Here is a 17,734-nt window from a genome sequence, read left to right as displayed (position 1 = left end):
CGAAATGTCGTTGCCGCTCTCCTCAGGTGTCGAGGAGTTCCGGCACGAAGATGTCCTCGCACGTCAATCGGCGCTTCGACAGGCCCTGTTCGTGGTGGTAGCGCAGGAAGGTGTCGATGGCCTTGCGGTTCGCGCCGACCCCGTAGGGCCACCAGTCGTCGCCGAGCAGTCGGCGGTTCTCCTCGAACAGAGCGCTGAACCACGGCGTGATGACGCTCATGTGCTGCTTCGCGGCGTCGTCGAGATACTTCTGCTCGGCCAGATCCTTGGCCCGCATGAAGGCGTCGTAGACGGCGCGTGCGAGGCCCTGTCGACGTGCCAGTTCCCTGCGGATCACGACGATGTGCATCGGAGGGAAGATCCCGGTGCGGCGGTAGTAGGCGCGCTCCACGGCCTCGTAGTCGGGGAACAGGCGGGCGACCTTCTGTGAGCCGTTCAGCACCGCCTGCGGCACGTCGACGGAGATCAGTGCGTCGATCTCGCCGGATTCGAGCATGGCACCCAGGGTCCGGCCGTCCTCCGCGTGGCGCACGTCGACGCCGTCCGGGACGGGCTGCGGGACCCAGTCGAATGCGGGGAGGGGGTGGTTGGTGCCGCCGATGACCCAGCGGCACTGGTCGGGGGTCACGCCGTACTCGTCGGCCAGGATGCCCTTCGGCCAGATCCCGGCGTCGTGGCCGTAGAGCGCGAACTCGCCGATGGTCCTGCCCGCGAGGTCCTGCGGCTTCTCGATTCCGCAGGAGGCGTTCACGAAGATCGCCGAGTGGCGGAAGTTGCGGTTGGGCACGATCGGCAGCGCCAGGAACGGCGCATCGCCGAGGTCGAAGGTGCGCAGGAAGTAGGTGAGACCGAACTCGGCAAGGTCGTAACGCCCCTCGACGGCCCGGCGGAAGATGTCCGAGACGAGGGGTGCCGTCTCGAACACCGCGTCCACCCCGTCGACCGCGACCCGCCCGTCGAACAGTGCCTGGGTGTGTTCGTAGGCGTGGACGCCGACGCTCAACCGCGTGCCCATCAGTGCACTCCTGTCGGGTAGTTCGTGGGGGAGGGGGGAGCTCACTTCCGTGAATGGTCGTTCACTTTTACGGTCGTCCTGCCGTCGCCGAACCGTCAAGGTGAATGCTCATCCACGATGAAGGGAAGGTCCGGACACCGCCGCCTTCACAGACGACCTGCGCGCCGGACCGATCCTGTGATGGGTGATGACTGCGCCAGGTGGCGCGATCGGCTCGGGCGGGCGCAGATGTGCGCGTCATTGCCCGGGCGGCTCGCGGGCGGGCAGGCTGGGAACCTCTGCCGGTTGCCGTGTCGAGGGAGCTCGCTGTGATGGATCCGTATGTCCGGACGGCCGGCCTCGACGAGACCGATCTCGCAGTGGTCAACGACGCTCTGTCGCTCGTCCGGTCGGCGGACGCACGTGCCGTCGTGCCTGGCCGCCACCGCTGTCGCCCGCCGGGCGACCACCCGGAGCTGGCACATCCCGCCCGGCGGCGGCGTCGGCACCGGGCCCTCGGCAGCCGAGATGCGCACGCTGACTCTGAACAAGGTCACCGTCGCCGTCCTCGCGGACTCGGCCGTCACCCGCTGCCGCTCGGCATCCGGCGCACTCGGCTTCTTCCCGGAGCACGGCCTGATCGACTACCAGGCCCTGACCACAGCCTTCCTGTCCGCCGGTGGCGACAACCGGCTCATCATGCTCGACGCCGCCTGGGCCATGGCCAGTTGTCCCGACTGCGTGCCACCGGACGACAAGACCGCACCGGGCAGCTGGCCGCGCCTCTTCCGCACCCGGGAACGCCTCCTGCACACCGAACTCACCTCGGCCCTGCACACGGACGACCAGGGCGGGACCGTCCGCTTCGCGACCTGGAACGCACAGACCGAACTGGCCCAACGCCTCGCCGAAGCCCACGCCACCCGCACCACGGCCGAGGCCCTGCGCGATGCCTGGCGCGCACCGGAGGTCCCCGCAACGGCCCGCGCCCTCCTCCGCGACCTGTACCGTCTCCACTGCCTTGAGCGGACGGCACCACACGCCGGCTGGTACCTCGCACACGGGCTGCTCCTGCCGCAGCAGGTCCTCGCGCTGCCCGAGCGGATCAACGAGATCTGCCGCCGCCTCGTCCCCCGTGCCGAAGCTCTGACCGAGCTGTTGGAGATACCGGACGAGCTTCTCCGCAGCGAGCATCGTTGCCGTACTCGACACCGGCCTAACGGCATGGGATAGTCGTTTTAGATGTATCTTGTTGAACGGAACATGGGTTAACGAACGTGCACGCCCAGGAAGTCGGACACACCCCCTGGCGTTAGGGAGCACGGTTTGCCCGTTTTAAGAAGGCGCTTGATCTCGCCCGAGGGGCGCATCTGGGATACAGACGAAATCGTGGCCCGCGTATTCGGCGCCACCGAACGTCTTGCGCGCCGCGGTATCGGCCCCGGTTCGCGGGTGATGGTGAGCGGGGCCAATTCCCGGGAATGGGTCGTCGATCTGCTCGCGCTCATTCACCTCGACGCCTCGGTGGTCCTGGCCGACCACCGGGCCACCCCGGCACAGCGATCGCGGATCAGCGCTCGGGCGCGCGTGGTGCTCGAAATGGGCGACGGGACGGGCGGCATCGCGGCGCCGCGGCCCGTAGCGAACACGGCGGCCGTGCCCGATGTCGCGGCCTGGGCACGGCGCCGGGACGCCGCGATCTCGTGGTCGTCGGGTACGACGGGCAGCCCCAAGGGCATTGTCCGTTCCGGTCGTTCGATCCTCGACAACCTCGCGCTCAGCGCGGAACGCATGGGATACCGGCCTGACGACGTCTTCCTGCCCGTCCTGCCGTACTCCCACCAATACGGGCTGTCGCTGGTCCTCTGCTGGTGGCTGGGCGGAGGCACGCTGGTGGTCCACGGACCGACGACGCGCCTGGACCATGCGCTTGCGGTCGGCGTGGAGCACGGCCTCTCCATCGTGGACGGGGTCCCGTCGACCTATTACAGCCTGCTCAATCTGCTCGACCGTCGTCCCGCTCTCGCGAACGCGCTGGAGACGGTACGAGCCTGGTGCGTGGGCGGCGCGCCGCTGGGGCGCAGCCTGGCGGCCCGGTTCCATGCCCGCATGGGCCGGCACCTGCTCGACGGATATGGGGCCACCGAGGTGGGAAACATCGCGCTGGCGCCCCCTGCCGATCCGGTCGGGTGCGGTACGCCGCTGCCCGGCGTGGTCGTCGAAGTCCACGACGACCACGGCAGGCCGCTTCCGAGCGGCCGGCTCGGCGAGCTCGTCGTGCGCAGCGACGGCCTGATGACCGGTCACCTGGGCGAGGACGGCGAGATCGTCCCGGTTCCAAGTCCCGTTCACCGCACCGGCGACATCGGCATGCTCGACGACGCGGGCCGCGTGTTCCCGGTCGGGCGCAAGCGCGCCGTGCACCGTGGCGGCCACACGCTCTATCCCGATCACCTCGCCGAGCGGGCCGAGTCGGCCGGCGCGCGGACGGAGGTCGTCGCCGTTCCCGACGAACGTCTGGGCTGCCGCCTGGTGTTCGTGATCGCGGACCCGGACGGTCGCGGGCCTGCGCACTGGAAGCGAGTGCTGCGGCCCGTGCTCGCCCGCTACGAGCAGCCCGACCACATCGTCGTGCTTCCCGCGTTGCCTCTGACGAGCACGGGAAAGACCGACCTGGCCGTTCTGGAGAAGATCGCCATGACCTCGCTGCCCGTGTCGCACCACACGACCACCGACGTCACCGCGTCCGGCCCGACCGTCGGTGCGCCCGACTACCGCATCCCCTTCGCCGATCGCGTCGATGCGTTGCGCGCCGTGCGCCGGTATGTGGCCGACAACGAAGACGCGGTGATGAGGATCCTCACGGAGATCTCGCCCCACCACACCGCCGGTGCGGAGATCCGTTCCTTCCTCGGCACCCTCGACGGAGCGGAGGAGGAGATCCGCCGGGTCCGGCCCGGCCGCGTGCCGCTGGCCGCGGTCTTCATGCCTTCCAACATCCCGCTCTATTCCTACGCGCTCCACCTGCTTGTGGCGTCCCTCTACAGCGACCGCGTCGTCTTCCGGCCGTCCTCCGACATAAAAAGCCAGATCCAGCGATTACATGCCCTGCTGGCGCCGGTTCACGGATTGCCCGTCGAGATTTTCGAACTCAGCCGGCGCAGGTTCGTGACGGGGCCGGTGCGCGAGGCGGACCTCATTGTCTTCACCGGTAACTATTCCAATGCCGAGACTGTCCGTGAAATGCTGGAGGAGGACCAGCTCTTCCTCTTCTTCGGCCGTGGAATCAACCCCTTTGTGATTGCACCCGACGCCGATCTTGCGCACGCCGTACACGACGTCACGAGGATACGGCTCCACAATTCGGGCCAGGACTGTTTCGGTCCCGACGTCGTGTTCGCACCGCAGGGCCGCACCGAGGAATTCATCGGCCTGTTGTCCGCCGAACTCGCTTCGCTGCGTTTCGGGGACAACAGCGATCCCGCCGTCGACTACGGTCCGATCCACTACGACTCGGCGCTGGTGAACTGCTCGGACTACCTGGTGCGTCATGCGAGCCGCATCCGGCACGGCGGGTGCATCGATCTGCGGTCCCGCAGGATCGAACCGACCGTGCTGCTGTGGGGCTTCGACGACAAGATCCCCCTTGCCGAGATGTTCGCCCCGGTGTTCAACGTCGTGGCCTACCCCGGTGCGAGGCGGTTGCGTGAACGGTTGTCCAGCCCCTACTTCAGCGAACGCGCGCTGGGAGCGATGGTCTACGGAAACGATCCGGAGACGGTGAAAGTCCTGTCCGAGCGTCACCGGACCTGCGTCGACCACACGCTGCTCGACGCCGAGGACGGCAACCGCCCGTTCGGCGGCTTCGGGATGAGGGCGAACTACCTTTCCTACGGCGGCGAGCGGCACGCCGAACCCCTGCTCATGTCGCAGGCCGTGGCGCAGAAACTCCGAACGGCCGCCCTGGCCGCGGTGGGTGGGAAGTGACCCGGGTGAGCAAACGTTACGCCGACGCCTGGTCCGCGATCGTCGACCTGCTGGTGGCGCACGAGGTGGACACCTGCTTCGGGCTGCCCGGCGACGATCTGGAGTTGCTCCGCGCCCTCGACGCTGCCGGACTGGACCTCGTGCCGTGCCGCGACCAGCGCAACGCGATGTACATGGCGACGGGTTACGCGCTGCAGTCGGGCAGGCTCGCGGTATGCGCACTGGGCAAGGGGCCGGCTGTCACGCACGCGGCCACGGGGCTGCTCGAGGCGCGGGAGTCCGGTGCGCCGGTGCTCGTGCTCGCCGCCGGCGTGGCCGAACGGCGCCGGGGCAGCGGTGGATTCCAGGAACTCGACCAGGTCGCCGTGACAGCGCCCCTCGTGCGGTGGGCGCACCGGGTGGGGCATCCGGACCGGGTCGTCCCCGCGACGGTCACGGCGCTGACCCGAGCCGTGGGGCCGCCGTCCGGCCCCGTGTACCTGGAGATACCCGATGACGTCCGCACGGCGGAGATCCTCGTCACCGGACCGCGGCCAACCCTGCCCGAACCACTGGTCCTCGAGTCCGTACCCGTGACGCCGGGACCGGCACTGGAGGCGATCCGCGCGAGCCGGCGCCCGGTGGTGCTGGTGGGCGGCGGAATGCGGCACCGCAACGACGACGGGGTGGTCGAGCGCTTCGCCGAACGCCTCGGCGCGGCGCTCTTCACCACCGCCTCCGGCCGCGGTGCCGTCGACGAGCACCACCCGCTGTTCTGCGGCGCGGCGGGCCTCTACGCCGCTGCCCCCGCCCGTGAACTGTGGTCGTCCTGCGACCTGGTGGTGTCGCTCGCCGGGCGACTCGAGGAGACGGTCGTCGAAGGCGGAACACCATGGCCCCCGGTCCCGGTGGTGCAGGTCAACGTCGATCCGGGCGGGCTGTCGGCCGAACTCCCGGGCCCGCGCGTGCTCGGGGACGCCCGGCATGCCGTGCTCGGCTGGGCCCGGGCGCTGGACGAGGACGGCAAGTCCGGGCACGCAGACGCGACCGAGGCGTGGACGAACGATGTTGCCGCCGCCCGCAAGGCCATGTCGCTCGCAGTGGAAGCGGAATTGGCCCGCGCGGCGGCGCTGCCGGGGATCCGCATCGCCGAGTTGCTCGCCGCGCTCGATGCCACCGCCGGCGAGCCCCGCGTGCTGGTCCAGGAGAACGGGCTGCAGGACATGTGGTCCTACGGCTTCCCCTTCCGCGTCGGGGGCGGGTCCATCGTGCCGTCGGAGCAGACCCCGTTGGGCTTCGGGGCGGCCGCGGCCATCGGGGTCAAGCGGGCCGCCCCGGATCATGAGGTCACCGCGTTCATCGGGGACGGGGCATTCCTCGCGGCCCGCGCGGACATCGCCGTCACCGCTCCGGCTCACGGCGGCGTCCTGTACGTGGTGCTGTGCAACGGCGGCTACGGCTGGCTGGACGCCCAACGCGCCCGCCTCGGCCTCGACGCCGAACGCCACCCCTTCACCCGCCCGGGCGCGCCACCGCCCGTGGTGGACGGGCCGGACATCCACTGTCGAGTGCTGCGCGACAAAGCCGCGCTGACCGATGAGGTTCTCGCCGCGCGGCGGTTCTGCTCACGGGGAGGCACGGCTGTGCTCATGGTGCCGGTCGCCCCCGATGACGTCCTTCCGGCCCTCCGCGACGCCGGGGTGGTTCCCCAGTGACAGAGCGAGCCGGCGCCGGGCACAGCCGGGGCCGGCGCCGGGTGATGGTCACCGGGTACGGGGCGGTGACGCCGCTGGGGCACAGCGTCGACGAGACATGGACGGCGATGCTCGCCGGGCGCAGCGGCATCGGCACCGTGGACGCGATCGACGTGACCGGTCTCGGCGTCCGGATCGGCGGCCAGGTCCGCGGATTCACACCCGGCCGCTACATGCCGCCGACGGTCAGCCGTCGCGCCGACCCGTACGCGCAGTACGCCCTCGCCGCGGCGCTGGAGGCCTGCGAGCATGCCGGACTCGTCGTCGACGACCGCCTGGCACCACGGGTCGCCGTGATCATCGGCAGTGGGTACGGACCGGTCGGGTCGATCTACCGCGCCGCGAACACGCTCCGCGACAAAGGGCCGCGGGCCATCAGCCCGTTCACCCAGGTCACCACCGCCATGGACAGCGCTGTCGGCGAGATCAGCATGCGTCTCGGCACCCAGGGGCCCAGCCGTGCCCAGAGCACGGCGTGTGCCAGCGGCGCCGACGCGGTGGGGGCGGGGATGCGCATGATCGGCCATGGGGAGGCCGACATCGTCCTCGCCGGCGGCGCCGACGCCTGCGTCACCGCTGTCGACCTCGCGGGCAGCGGCAACGCCCGCGCGCTGTCCCGGCGCAACGACGACCCGACCGCGGCGTGCCGGCCGTTCGATGCGCATCGCGACGGGTTCGTGATGAGCGAGGGAGCCGCCGTGGTGGTGCTGGAGGCCGCCGAAACGGCCGACAGGCGAGGGGCGACGGTCCTGGCCGAACTCACGGGCTACGGAGCGAGTTCCGACGCCCATCACTGGACCGCCCCGCATCCGGAGGGACGGGGCGCGTGCCTTGCCGTCGAGGCCGCGCTGCGCGACGCGGGGATATCGGGGGCGGACGTGGACTATGTGAACGCGCACGGCACCGGAACGCTGCTGAACGACGCCGTCGAGACGGCCGTCCTGCGCAAGGTGCTGGGTGATCGTGTCACCCGCATCCCGGTCAGCTCCACCAAGTCGATGACCGGGCACATGATCGGTGCCGCCGGGGCGGTCGAGCTCGTGGCCGCGATCCAGGCCCTCCGCACAGGTGACGTCCCGCCGACCGTCAACTGCGACGAGCCCATCGACCCGGACATCAACTTCGTGCCGCACCGGGCTCAGCACCACGGGCGTCTGCGGACCGCCCTCAGCAACTCGTTCGGCTTCGGCGGCCACAACGCGGCTCTCGTGGTCCGGGCAATATGAGGTCCCGACGGTGAACCACCTTCCGGAACCGGCCCCGTGCCCCGCCACCGTCACCCGCAGCGGGCCGCTGACCTGGGTCCAGCAGTGGCACTGGTTCGAACGCACCATTCCCTCACCACGGCGGGTGAACCCGACGCCGCTCGCCGACCACTGCCACGTCCCGCCCCCGGCAACCGTCGCCGACATCCACGCGGCGCTCGCGTCCCTCACCGCCCGCCACGAGGCGCTGCGCACCACGGTCGACCCGCTCCGCCCGATACAGCACGTCCACCGCGCGGACTGGGCCCCGCTGCCGGTCGACCACGTCGACGTCCCTGCCGTCGATGCCGGCACCCTGGAGGCCGCCACAGCAGAGCTGGCCGCCCGTCCGATCGATCCCGAGCGGGAACCTCCCTGGCGCGCACGGGTGTTGATCGAGGCGGGGAAGCCGCGTGCGGTCCTGGTGGCCGCCCACCACGTCGTGATCGACGGATGGGGGCTGGCGGTACTGATCAACCAGCTGCACGACCAACTGCGCGGCGACTGCGTACCGTTGGTATCCGTGCACCCGCTCGACACGGTCGCCGCCCAGCCCCCGGAGCGCGCCCGCGCGGCGGAGCGTGAGTGGCTCATGCGTCTCGCGAGCAACCCCACAGGGGTGCTGGCCCCGTTCGGCGGGACCGACGGCGGCGGCGGACGCCACCGTCTCCAGCACCGCTCGGCGGACGCGTACGACGATCTCGACCGCGTCGCCCGGCGACATCGGGCCAGCCCGGAGGCCGTTGTGCTCGCGGCGCTGGCCCGCGATGTCGCCACCCGCACCGGCGAACACCGGTTCCTCGCCTCGGTGGTGGTCTCCAACCGGGCCCGGGCCGCTCTGCGGAACAGCATCGGCGTCCGGGCCCTGACGGTTCCGGTACAGATCGACCTCCGCCCGGGCGCGGCGTTCGGCGAGGTGGTCGCCTCGGTCGCCACCGCCTCCGCCGCGGCCTACCGGCACGGTCGGTGGCGCCCCGCGGAACTGGTCGCCGCCCAGGCCCGCATGGACCGGCGCCGCGGTGTCGTGACCGTGCCCGCCATCGAGTACAACTGCTACTCGTGGCCGCGCGACTACCTGGTCCCCGCGCAGAACACTCCGCCGGACGGGTCCGCCACCTGGATCAGCAGCGCGCCCGACGAGCCCTGCGAGACGCTCTACGTCGACTTCAGCCGCGACGCGGGATTCATCACCCTCGATGTCACCGTCGGGGACCATCTGCTCGACGCCGAGCAGGCCTTGGCGTTGCCCGCCCGGCTGTGCGGTCTCCTGCGCGAGCTCGCCGACGGCGCCGAGTGCCCGGTCCCGGCACGCCCGCTCACACCGGCCGCCTCCGGATGGTGGCGCGCCCCGCAGGGATGGGTGTCCTTGACCAGGGTCGAAGACGTGTTGCGCAGCCACCCCGGAGTGCTCGACGCGACAGTGGCGCCCGGCGTGGACACCGCGGGGGACGGCGGCGAACCGCACCTCGTCGCGCACGCACGCGTCGCCCCTGATGTCATCCCCGACGACGTGCACCGCCACGTCCTGGACCAACTCGGCGAAGTGCCCGGCATCATGGCCCCGGGCCGCTACGTCCTGTCCCCGGCCGGCCTCGAACCCGGCCGTCCGCCCGACCAGTTCCGCACCGCCACCGGCGGCGCGACAACGCCGCGGATCCCGTCGCGCCCGCCAGCGACGGGCACCGAACGGGCCCTGGCCGCCGCCGTGGCCGCTGTCGGCCCCGGCGGCCTGCCGGCCGGCACCTTCCACAGCCCCGATGCCGTGGACATGAACCGTTGCCTCGCCGACCACGGGGTCACCCTGGTCGCCATCCCCCGTCTGCTGGCGCTGCTCCACCAGTCCGGCTTCACCGGGATCGCGCCGGACGAACTGGCCGGAACGGCCTCGCTCGGCCACCTCGCCGCAGCCCTGGAGCCCTTGCCGACCCGCGCCCATCATGGAGGAGAAGCCTCGCCATGACCGCGTCCCGCAGCACTGCACCGTCCGTGGACCGCCTGGCCCCGTGGGGCTTCGCCGCTTTCGTCGAGGCGAACACGCACGACACGGCATACCGCCCGCCGGTGGTGGACGGTCCCGTCGGGCCGACCATCGTCCGCAACGGCCGCGAGCTGGTGAACTTCGCCAGCATCAGCTTCCTCGATCTGGAGCGCCACGTCCCGGTACGGCGTCATTTCGCCGAGGGTGCGCTCGCCCACGGCCTGAGCACCAGCGGATCCAGGATGACCCAGGGGATCTGCCGCCCGCACCGGGCGCTGGAGGAGACGATCGCCCGCCACACCGGCAAGGAGCAGGCCATCAGCTTCGCCACGGGGCTCCTGGCCAACATCGGGTTCGTCCACGCCATGAGCAGCTCTGCGCACTTCGATGCCGGGATCGAAGTCCGCAACCGCGACACCGTCTTCGTCGTCGACCGCGACGTCCACTGGAGTATCTGGAAAGGCGTCGAGGGACTCGGCTACGGCCGCAACGTCCACGCGTTCCGGCACAACGACGTCTCCGACCTGGCACGCATCCTGAACCGGACCCGGGCCCGCAAGACCGTGGTGATCGCCGAGAGCATCTATTCGGCCGACGGCACCATGGGGCCGATCGTGGAGATTCTCGACGAGTGCGACCGGCACGGCGCCATCAGCATGATCGACGATGCGAACGGCTTCATGGTCTACGGGCCCGAGAACCGCCCGTACGCCCGGGAAGCGGCTGCGATCCGGGAGCGAGCCGACTTCGTCATGGTGTCGCTGTCGAAAGCCGTCGGTCTGGAAGGCGGCGCGATCGCCGGACCGGCGGTGGCCATCGACGCCTTCGAACTGCTCTCCGGCACCTCGATGTTCACGGCCGCCATCCAGCCACCCACCGCCTACGCCGCCGAGCGCACGATCGACGTCCTCGCAGGCAAACCGGAAATCGTCGACGACTACCTGGCGCACGCCGCCCGCCTCCGCCGGCAGATGAACGAAGCCGGCACGCCGACGACGCCGACCGAGTCGTACATGCTCTCGGTGCCGATCGGGAACGACGCCGCCGCCCTGCAGATGCGGGAGTGGTTCGTCGAGGACGGCTACCTCGTCCCCGTCTTCTCCTACCCGGCCGTCGCACGGAACCAGGCACTCCTGCGCCTGTTCCCGCACGCGGGCCACACCGAGGAGCAGATGGACGGCTTCCTGCGCACCCTCCTCGCCTACCGACGGCGCCTCGGTCTCTGACATCGACCCCGTTCCGACATTCCGAGAAGGAGGTACCCGTGGTGAACACCACCGACATCCTCGACGCCCTTGCCAAGATCGTCGAAGAGGTCACCGGCATCGACTCCGCCGACGTGACCACAGAGAAGTCCTTCACCGACGACCTCGACATCGACTCCCTCTCGATGGTGGAGATCACCGTGCAGCTCGAGGACACCTTCGAGGTGCAGATCCCCGACGATCAGGCCGCGAAGTTGAGGACCGTCGGCGACGCGGTGAGCTACGTCGTCAATCACCACAAGGCCGGGCGGCCTTGAGCGTCCTGGACCGCTTCCGGCTCGACGGTCGCGTCGCCGTCGTCACCGGCGCCTCCTCCGGGCTGGGGATCGCCTTTGCCACCGCGGTGGCCGAGGCCGGCGCCGATGTCGTGCTCGCGGCGCGGCGCATCGAGAGGCTGGAGGCCGTGCGCACGGCCGTCGAGAAGCTCGGCCGCCGGGCCGTCGCCGTGCGTACCGACGTTGCCGAGCCGGAGGACTGCCGCGCGCTGGTCGACGCGGCTGTGCACGCATTCGGTCGGGTGGACATTCTCGTCAACAACGCCGGTATCAGCAGCGAACACCCCGCGACGGAGGAGACACCGGAACAGTTCCGCGAGGTCATCGACATCAATCTCAACGGCTCCTACTGGATGGCCCAGGCCGCGGGTGCGGTGATGCCGCCCGGCAGCGCCATCGTCAATGTGTCGAGCATCCTCGCGCTGGTCACCGGCGGTCTGCCGCAGGCCGCCTACTCGGCGTCGAAGGCCGGGATCCTCGGGCTCACCCGCGATCTCGCCCAGCAGTGGACCCCCGGCAAGGGCATCCGCGTGAACGCCCTCGCGCCGGGCCTCTTCACCTCCGCGATGACCGACGGCTACGCCGAGGGCTACCTGGAGGCGATGATGCCGCGGGTGCTCTCGGGCCGCATCGGGCAGCCCGAGGAGCTCGCTGCGGCTCTGGTCTTCCTCGTCTCCGACGCGGCGTCCTACATCACCGGCACCACCTTGACCGTGGACGGGGGCACGCACATCGCATAGCGCAGCCCGATCACCAGTGAGGAAGCACCTCATGTCGTCGACCCTTCAGCGCGAACCGCTCGGCGATCCCCACCTGCGCCGCCTGGTCATGGGCCAGGGACTGGCGGCCGTGGTCGATGCGCTGTTCATCGTATGGCTCACGCTCTTCGTGCTCGAGCTGTCGGAACCCGGCGTCGCCACAGGGCTCGTCCTCGTGGCCGTGGCGCTGCCGCGGGCGGCGCTCCTGCTCCCCGCGGGAGTGCTGGTCGACCGCCTCGGTCCCGCCCGTGTCATGGCGGGCGCCTCCTGGCTCCGGGTCGCCGTCCTGCTCGCCCTCGGCGCCCTGGTCACCTTCACCTCACCATCGGTGACGACGGTCGCCGTGCTCGGCGGGCTGCTCGGCGCCGCCGACGCCGCATACTTCCCGGGGGCCCTGGCGTTGCTGCCCGCCATCGTGCCGACGGAGAAGCTCTCCCGGGTCAACGCGCTGGTGCAGGGCGCGGAGTCGGGGGGCGATCTGGTCGGCCCGGCAGTGGCCGCCGGAGCCATCGCCGCAGTCGGCTTCGATGCGACGCTCGGTGGGATAACGGCGTTGGCCGCGTCGGCCGCCGTCGCCCTCAGCACGCTCGTCCGCGTGGTACGACGTGGCGAAGGCGCCGGGGACGACGCCGGTCAGGACGCCGACGGCGGTGAGCAGCTCAGCAATGCGCGTGCCCTCGGCGCGGGCTTGGGATACGCCTGGCACGAACCGCTGGTGCGAGGAATGCTGGCAGCCATCGCCCTGATCAACCTTGCGGTCGTGGGCCCCGTGCTCGTGGGCGGCGCGGTGCTCGCCGATCAACGCCTCGGTGGCGCGGGGTCCTTGGGTGTCGTGCTCTCCGGCTTCGGTGTCGGTTCGCTGGCCGGCTCACTCATGGCCGGGTGGCGGCCGCCGGCCCGGCGCGGCTGGACCGTGGTCGGCGGGGTCGCGGCGATCGGCGCAGGCATGGCCGGACTCGCCGCCGTCACCCATGTCGTCGCCGCCACGGCGGTCGTCTCGCTCATCGGCATCGGGTCCGCGTTTCTCGGAGTGGTCGTCGTGGCCACTCTGCAGGAGCGAGTGCCCGAGCAACTGCTGGGCCGGGTCATGAGCCTCGTCGTGCTGGCAACGCTGGCGTTGGACCCGTTCTCCTACGTGGTCGCCGGTGTCCTGCTCCCGTTCGGCACGACGACGCTGTTCCTGATCTGCGGCAGCGCCGTCCTGGCATGCGCCGGCCTGGTCGCCGCGAGCCCGGCGATCCGCTCCTTGCGCTGACCGTGTCGCGGCTCGAAAAGGGGCAGCCCGACGACCCGTTCGTCCCGGGCCGGACACGTCGTCGGCCGTTGGGCCCGGGGCACCCGCTCACCGCCCCCGGCGGTCTTCGCAACCCACCCGACGGGGCTGAAGGCTGATGTGCAGTTCAGTCGGTTCCGAAGGCGTGACGCAGGAAGCCGATGGCCTGGGTGAGGGCGCCTTCGGCGGCCCGGGTGCCGCGCAGCGCGTCGAGCATCACGAAGTCGTGGATGATCGCGGGGTAGCGGGTGCTGGTGACGCGGACGCCGGCCTGGCGCAGCTTCGCGGCGTACGCCTCGCCCTCGTCGCGCAGGACGTCGGCCTCGGCGGTGATGACCAACGCCGGTGGCAGGCCCTGAAGTTGGTCGACGGTGGCGCGCAGCGGACTGGCGGTGATCCGGGCGCGCTGGGCCGGGTCGGTCGTGTACTGGTCCCAGAACCACTGCATGGCGTCGCGGCGCAGGAAGTAGCCGGTGGCGAACCGGTGGTAGGAGGGTGTGTCGAAGGAGGCGTCGGTGACCGGGTAGAAGAGCACCTGCCCGGCGAGCGGGATGCCGCCGCGCTCCTTCGCCATGAGCGTGAGGGCGGCGGCCATGTTGCCGCCGACCGAGTCGCCGGCGACCACGATGCGGGTGGCGTCCAGCTCCTCGGCGGCGCCGTCGGTGACGACCCAGCGGGCGACCGCGAAGTTCTGCTCGACGGCGACCGGGTAGCGGGCCTCGGGGGACAGGTCGTACTCCGGGAACACCACCGCGGCCCCCGCGCCGACGGCGAGTTCGCGCACCAGGCGGTCGTGCGTGTGGGCGTTGCCGAACACCCAGCCCGCGCCGTGCAGGTAGACGATCACCGGCAACGGGCCGGTGGCACCCTCGGGCCGGACGATCCGGGTGCGTACCGATCCGGTGGGACCGCCCGGGACGGTGAGCCACTTCTCGTCGACGGCGGGCTTGGTGATGTCCCCGGACTGGACCTGGTCGACGGCCTTGCGGCCCTCGACCGGGCCGAGGTCGAAGAGGAAGGGCGGCTCGGCGGTCGCGGCGGCGAACTCGGCCGCGGCCGGCTCCAGGGCCGGTGCGGCATCGGTGTGGTCGGTCACGGCTGAACCTCCATGAGGGCGGGGCTGGTTGACGGCTCCGGTGCGGAGACGTGTCGGGCGGGGGAGAGGGCGCGGAGAGTACCGATCGGCAGCGGGCGGGCCGTCAGGGCAGGTCGAAGCCGAGGGAGGACAGGGCGGCCTCCGCGGCCTGCCGGTCCTGCTCGTACGTGCCGCCGGAGATGCCCAGGCCACCGATGCACCGGCCGCCGGCAACGATCGGGTAGCCGCCGCCGACCGCCATCAGGCGGGGGTGGTGGGCCAGAGGCGCGATCTGCTGGTCGGTCAGGTACGCGTTCCACACGTGGGTGGCGGTCCGGAACGACGCGGCGGTCCAGGCCTTGTCGACGGCGACCTCGGCGGTGAGGAACGGGGTGTCGTCGGCGCGGTCGAACGCCTTCAGATGACCCCCGGCATCGGTGACGGCGACAGCCGCCTCGAAGCCGGTCCGGGCCGCGGCCGCGTGCACGGCCGCGATCAACGCGCCGGCCGCGGCCCGGGTGATCGAGGAGTCGGCGGACGACATGGGGGGGGCGGTGTCCGTGGTCATGGGAGCTCCTCTACTGCAAGGGTGAGGCGGGCGTGGGGGTGACGCGGGTGACGACGGACCTCTCCGGTATCAGCAGGCCGTGCACCACAGGCCCGATCTCCTTCTTCCACCGGTCGCTCTCGTAGACGGCCGCGTACAGCTTCTCGCGCCGGGCCTCGCTCTCGAAGCGTCGTATCCAGACGTAACCGTCCTCGTCCTCCTCGTCGGCGAAGGACGCGGTGACCGTCATCCCGTTGGCGGTCTGGAAGGGGATGACCACGTCCTCCATGTAGCCGATCCACTCCGCGCGGCGGCCGGGCAGGCTCTGGTAGCGCCGGATCTCGTAGAACATGCGGGCGTTCCTTTCGGGTGGGGGTCAGGCCGTGGCGCGGAGGACGAGCTTGCCGCGGGTGCGGCCGTTCTCACCCCGGGTGTGGGCCAGGGCGGCCTGCTCCAGCGGGAAGACGTCCTCGACTTCGACCACGACCTCCGCGGCATCGATGAGCTCGGCAATGCGGGTCAGGGCCGCACCGTCCGGCTCGACCAGGAACGGGGTGACCCGGACCCCGCGGGCCCGTGCGGCATCGGCCAGTTCGGGGGAGACGCCGGCCGGGATGGCGACCAGCAGACCGTCCGGGCGCAGCACCTCCAGCGAACGCATGCTCGTCCTGTCATGGATGTCGCCGACCAGGTCGATCACGACATCGACGTCACGCGCGACGTCCTCGAAGCGGACCGTGGTGTAGTCGATGACCTCGTCGGCGCCCAGCTCCTTGAGCCAGGCATGGCGGCCGCCGCTGGCGGTGGCGAGGACGTACGCGCCCAGGTGCTCGGCGAACTGGACCGCGAAGTGGCCGACGCCACCGGCGGCGGCGTGGATCAACACCCGCTGCCCTGCGCGGAGTTCTGCGGTGTCCACCAGCGCCTGCCAGGCGGTCAGCGCCGCGAGCGGCACGGCCGCGGCCTCCTCGTGTCCCACGGTGGCGGGCTTGCGTGCGAACTGGCGGGCGGGGGCCGTGACGTACTCGGCGTAGCCGCCGGCCGCGCTCCGGGCCGCCGAAACCGTCCTGGACAACTGCGCGCATCGTGTTTGCGGACGCCGCGCAGTGTCCCTGCCGAGCCCTGCTCGACCTGCTGGCCAACAAGTGGTCCGCGCTGGCCATCGGCGCACTCGAGGACGGACCGCAACGTTTCGGCGCACTGCAGCGCCGGCTCCAGGGCATCAGCCCCAAGGCGCCGCCTGGAGGACTTCGGCCTGGTCGACCGCACCGTCTATCCGGCGGTGCCGTTGCACGTCGAGTACGCGCTCACCGCCCTGGGCAAGAGCGCCGCCGTCCCGCTCAATCTGCTGCGCACCTGGGTCGAGGAGAACATCGACAACACCGGCGGATCGGAGTCGGCCGACCGGTGGGGGAGCTGAACTCGGGGGTCAGGCCGCCCGGTGGGTGGCGAACTGGTCCAGCAGTCCCTGTGGGGCATCGTCGCGGAAGCAGATGCGGAGGTTGGCGGCGGACATCGCGGCCGCGGCCCGGCTGCGCGGGAAGAGCGCCTGCTCGTAGGCAGTGAGGGCGGCTTCGGTGTCGCCGGGACGGGCGGCGATGGCCCGACCGAGTTCGGCGCCGTCGAGCATGGCGAGGTTGGCGCCTTCCCCGGCGAACGGGGACATCAGGTGAGCGGCGTCGCCGAGCAGGGTGACGCCGGGAACGCGGTCCCAGCGATGGTCGACGGGCAGGGCGCAGATGGCTCGCGGCACCAGGGGGCCGTCGGCGTCGGCGACGAGCGCTCGCAGGCTCGGGTCCCAGTCTGCGAAGTGTGCCAGGACGGCCGCCTTGGCGGCGGCGGTGTCGGTGAAGTCGACGCCGTCCACCCAGTTTTGACTGATCGTCAGCGCGGTGTAGACGTGCAGGCTGCCGTCGGTCTCGCGGTGGGCGAGGAAGCCCTTGCCGTCACCGAGGGCGAAGAGCATGCCGCCGCCGACGACGGCCGCACTGCCGGGGTGGCGGGCATCGGCGTCCGGCAGGTCCGACTCGACGAAGGACACACCCGTGTAGGCGGGCGTGGCGTCGGAGACGAGCGGACGGATCCTGGACCAGGCGCCGTCCGCACCGACCAGCAGGTCGGTGGTGAAGGCGGTGCCGTCGGAGAGGACCACCTCGTGGCGTCCGTCGCCGAGCGGGTGCGCGCCGGTCACCTTCGTGCCCCAGCGGACGGTGCCCGGCGGCAGCGAGCCGAGCAGCAGGTCGCGCAGGTGGCCGCGGTCGACCTCGGGACGGCCGCTGCTGCTGTCGTCCTCCTCGGTGAGGTGGACGGTGGCGTGCCGGTCGAGGATCCGCATCGCCTCGCCGCCGGGGTGGACCAGGGCGCGGAACTCCTTGTGCAGGCCGGCGGCGTGCAGGGCGGCCTGGCCGGAGTCCTCGTGGATGTCGAGCATGCCGCCCTGGGTGCGGGCGGCCGGTGAGGCGTCGAGTTCGAACACGGTGGCCTGGATGCCGTTCACGTGCAGGACACGGGCCAGGGTGAGGCCGCCGAGGCCGGCGCCCACGATCGCAATCGGGTGATGGGTCGTCATGCCGGTACTCCTTGTACTCCTTGCGGATCGATGCGG

The 17,734-nt window shown here is 71.2% G+C and carries 15 protein-coding genes and 1 pseudogene; 10 read left to right on the top strand and 6 right to left on the bottom strand.

What is annotated here, in order from left to right; all coding sequences use genetic code 11:
• Nucleotides 1-22: 22 nt before the first annotated feature.
• A complete protein-coding gene (locus tag HG542_RS28140; protein ID WP_171086270.1) occupies nt 23-1,015 on the bottom strand; it encodes a 4,5-dihydroxyphthalate decarboxylase in 993 nt (330 codons plus the stop codon).
• Between the two features lie 402 nt (nt 1,016-1,417).
• On the opposite strand from HG542_RS28140, the gene HG542_RS35840 reads away from it, so the two are divergent.
• The 9 genes from HG542_RS35840 (at nt 1,418) to HG542_RS28095 (ending at nt 13,489) form a co-directional block, all read left to right on the top strand.
• Entirely contained in the window at nt 1,418-2,227 is an 810-nt protein-coding gene (locus HG542_RS35840) for an acyl-CoA dehydrogenase (RefSeq protein ID WP_171086268.1), read from the top strand.
• Nucleotides 2,228-2,341: 114 nt separating this feature from the next.
• Nucleotides 2,342-4,981, top strand: a complete 2,640-nt coding sequence (locus tag HG542_RS28130; RefSeq protein WP_255316272.1) for an aldehyde dehydrogenase family protein — start codon at nt 2,342-2,344, stop codon at nt 4,979-4,981.
• A gap of 5 nt (nt 4,982-4,986) precedes the next feature.
• A complete protein-coding gene (locus tag HG542_RS28125; RefSeq protein WP_171086264.1) occupies nt 4,987-6,675 on the top strand; it encodes a thiamine pyrophosphate-binding protein in 1,689 nt (562 codons plus the stop codon).
• Entirely contained in the window at nt 6,672-7,940 is a 1,269-nt protein-coding gene (gene fabF / locus HG542_RS28120; protein ID WP_229922629.1) for a beta-ketoacyl-ACP synthase II, read from the top strand. Before HG542_RS28125 ends, fabF begins: the two co-directional genes overlap by 4 nt.
• A 10-nt stretch (nt 7,941-7,950) precedes the next feature.
• Nucleotides 7,951-9,918, top strand: coding sequence for a condensation domain-containing protein (locus tag HG542_RS28115; protein ID WP_171086262.1), 1,968 nt, complete (start codon nt 7,951-7,953; stop codon nt 9,916-9,918).
• The gene (locus HG542_RS28110) at nt 9,915-11,162 is read left to right on the top strand and encodes an aminotransferase class I/II-fold pyridoxal phosphate-dependent enzyme (protein WP_171086260.1); all 1,248 of its coding nucleotides are present in this window, start codon (nt 9,915-9,917) and stop codon (nt 11,160-11,162) included. Before HG542_RS28115 ends, HG542_RS28110 begins: the two co-directional genes overlap by 4 nt.
• A 38-nt stretch (nt 11,163-11,200) precedes the next feature.
• Nucleotides 11,201-11,458: an acyl carrier protein gene (locus HG542_RS28105; RefSeq protein WP_171086258.1), complete on the top strand. Its 258-nt coding sequence runs from the start codon at nt 11,201-11,203 to the stop codon at nt 11,456-11,458.
• Nucleotides 11,455-12,216 carry an SDR family NAD(P)-dependent oxidoreductase gene (locus tag HG542_RS28100; RefSeq protein WP_171086255.1) on the top strand — a complete coding sequence of 254 codons (762 nt, stop codon included), beginning with the start codon at nt 11,455-11,457 and terminating at the stop codon, nt 12,214-12,216. Before HG542_RS28105 ends, HG542_RS28100 begins: the two co-directional genes overlap by 4 nt.
• Before the next feature lie 31 nt (nt 12,217-12,247).
• Complete coding sequence (locus HG542_RS28095; RefSeq protein ID WP_171086254.1) at nt 12,248-13,489, top strand: MFS transporter; 1,242 nt, start codon at nt 12,248-12,250, stop codon at nt 13,487-13,489.
• Nucleotides 13,490-13,634: 145 nt separating this feature from the next.
• Here HG542_RS28095 and HG542_RS28090 read toward each other — a convergent pair whose 3' ends face one another.
• The 4 genes and pseudogenes from HG542_RS28090 to HG542_RS28075 form a co-directional block, all read right to left on the bottom strand.
• Nucleotides 13,635-14,603 (bottom strand): alpha/beta hydrolase, encoded by a 969-nt coding sequence (locus tag HG542_RS28090; protein WP_171086252.1) that lies wholly within the window; start codon nt 14,601-14,603, stop codon nt 13,635-13,637.
• 103 nt (nt 14,604-14,706) lie between these two features.
• Nucleotides 14,707-15,150, bottom strand: coding sequence for a GlcG/HbpS family heme-binding protein (locus tag HG542_RS28085; RefSeq protein ID WP_171086250.1), 444 nt, complete (start codon nt 15,148-15,150; stop codon nt 14,707-14,709).
• A gap of 10 nt (nt 15,151-15,160) precedes the next feature.
• Nucleotides 15,161-15,481, bottom strand: a complete 321-nt coding sequence (locus HG542_RS28080) for an NIPSNAP family protein (protein ID WP_171086248.1) — start codon at nt 15,479-15,481, stop codon at nt 15,161-15,163.
• A 24-nt stretch (nt 15,482-15,505) separates the two neighbouring features.
• A pseudogene (locus HG542_RS28075) lies at nt 15,506-16,171 on the bottom strand (NADP-dependent oxidoreductase); the annotation flags it as partial.
• 240 nt (nt 16,172-16,411) lie between these two features.
• Here HG542_RS28075 and HG542_RS35470 point away from each other — a divergent pair.
• Nucleotides 16,412-16,549: a hypothetical protein gene (locus tag HG542_RS35470; protein ID WP_229922628.1), complete on the top strand. Its 138-nt coding sequence runs from the start codon at nt 16,412-16,414 to the stop codon at nt 16,547-16,549.
• A gap of 9 nt (nt 16,550-16,558) precedes the next feature.
• Here the strand turns inward: HG542_RS35470 and HG542_RS28065 are convergent, their stop codons facing one another.
• Entirely contained in the window at nt 16,559-17,698 is a 1,140-nt protein-coding gene (locus HG542_RS28065; RefSeq protein WP_171086245.1) for an FAD-dependent oxidoreductase, read from the bottom strand.
• Nucleotides 17,699-17,734: the final 36 nt, after the last annotated feature.

Source organism: Streptomyces morookaense (assembly GCF_013030945.1).
Classification (GTDB): Bacteria; Actinomycetota; Actinomycetes; order Streptomycetales; family Streptomycetaceae; genus Streptomyces; species Streptomyces morookaensis.
Note: the sequence above shows the minus strand (reverse complement) of the source record. Positions and strands in the feature narration are given on the sequence as shown.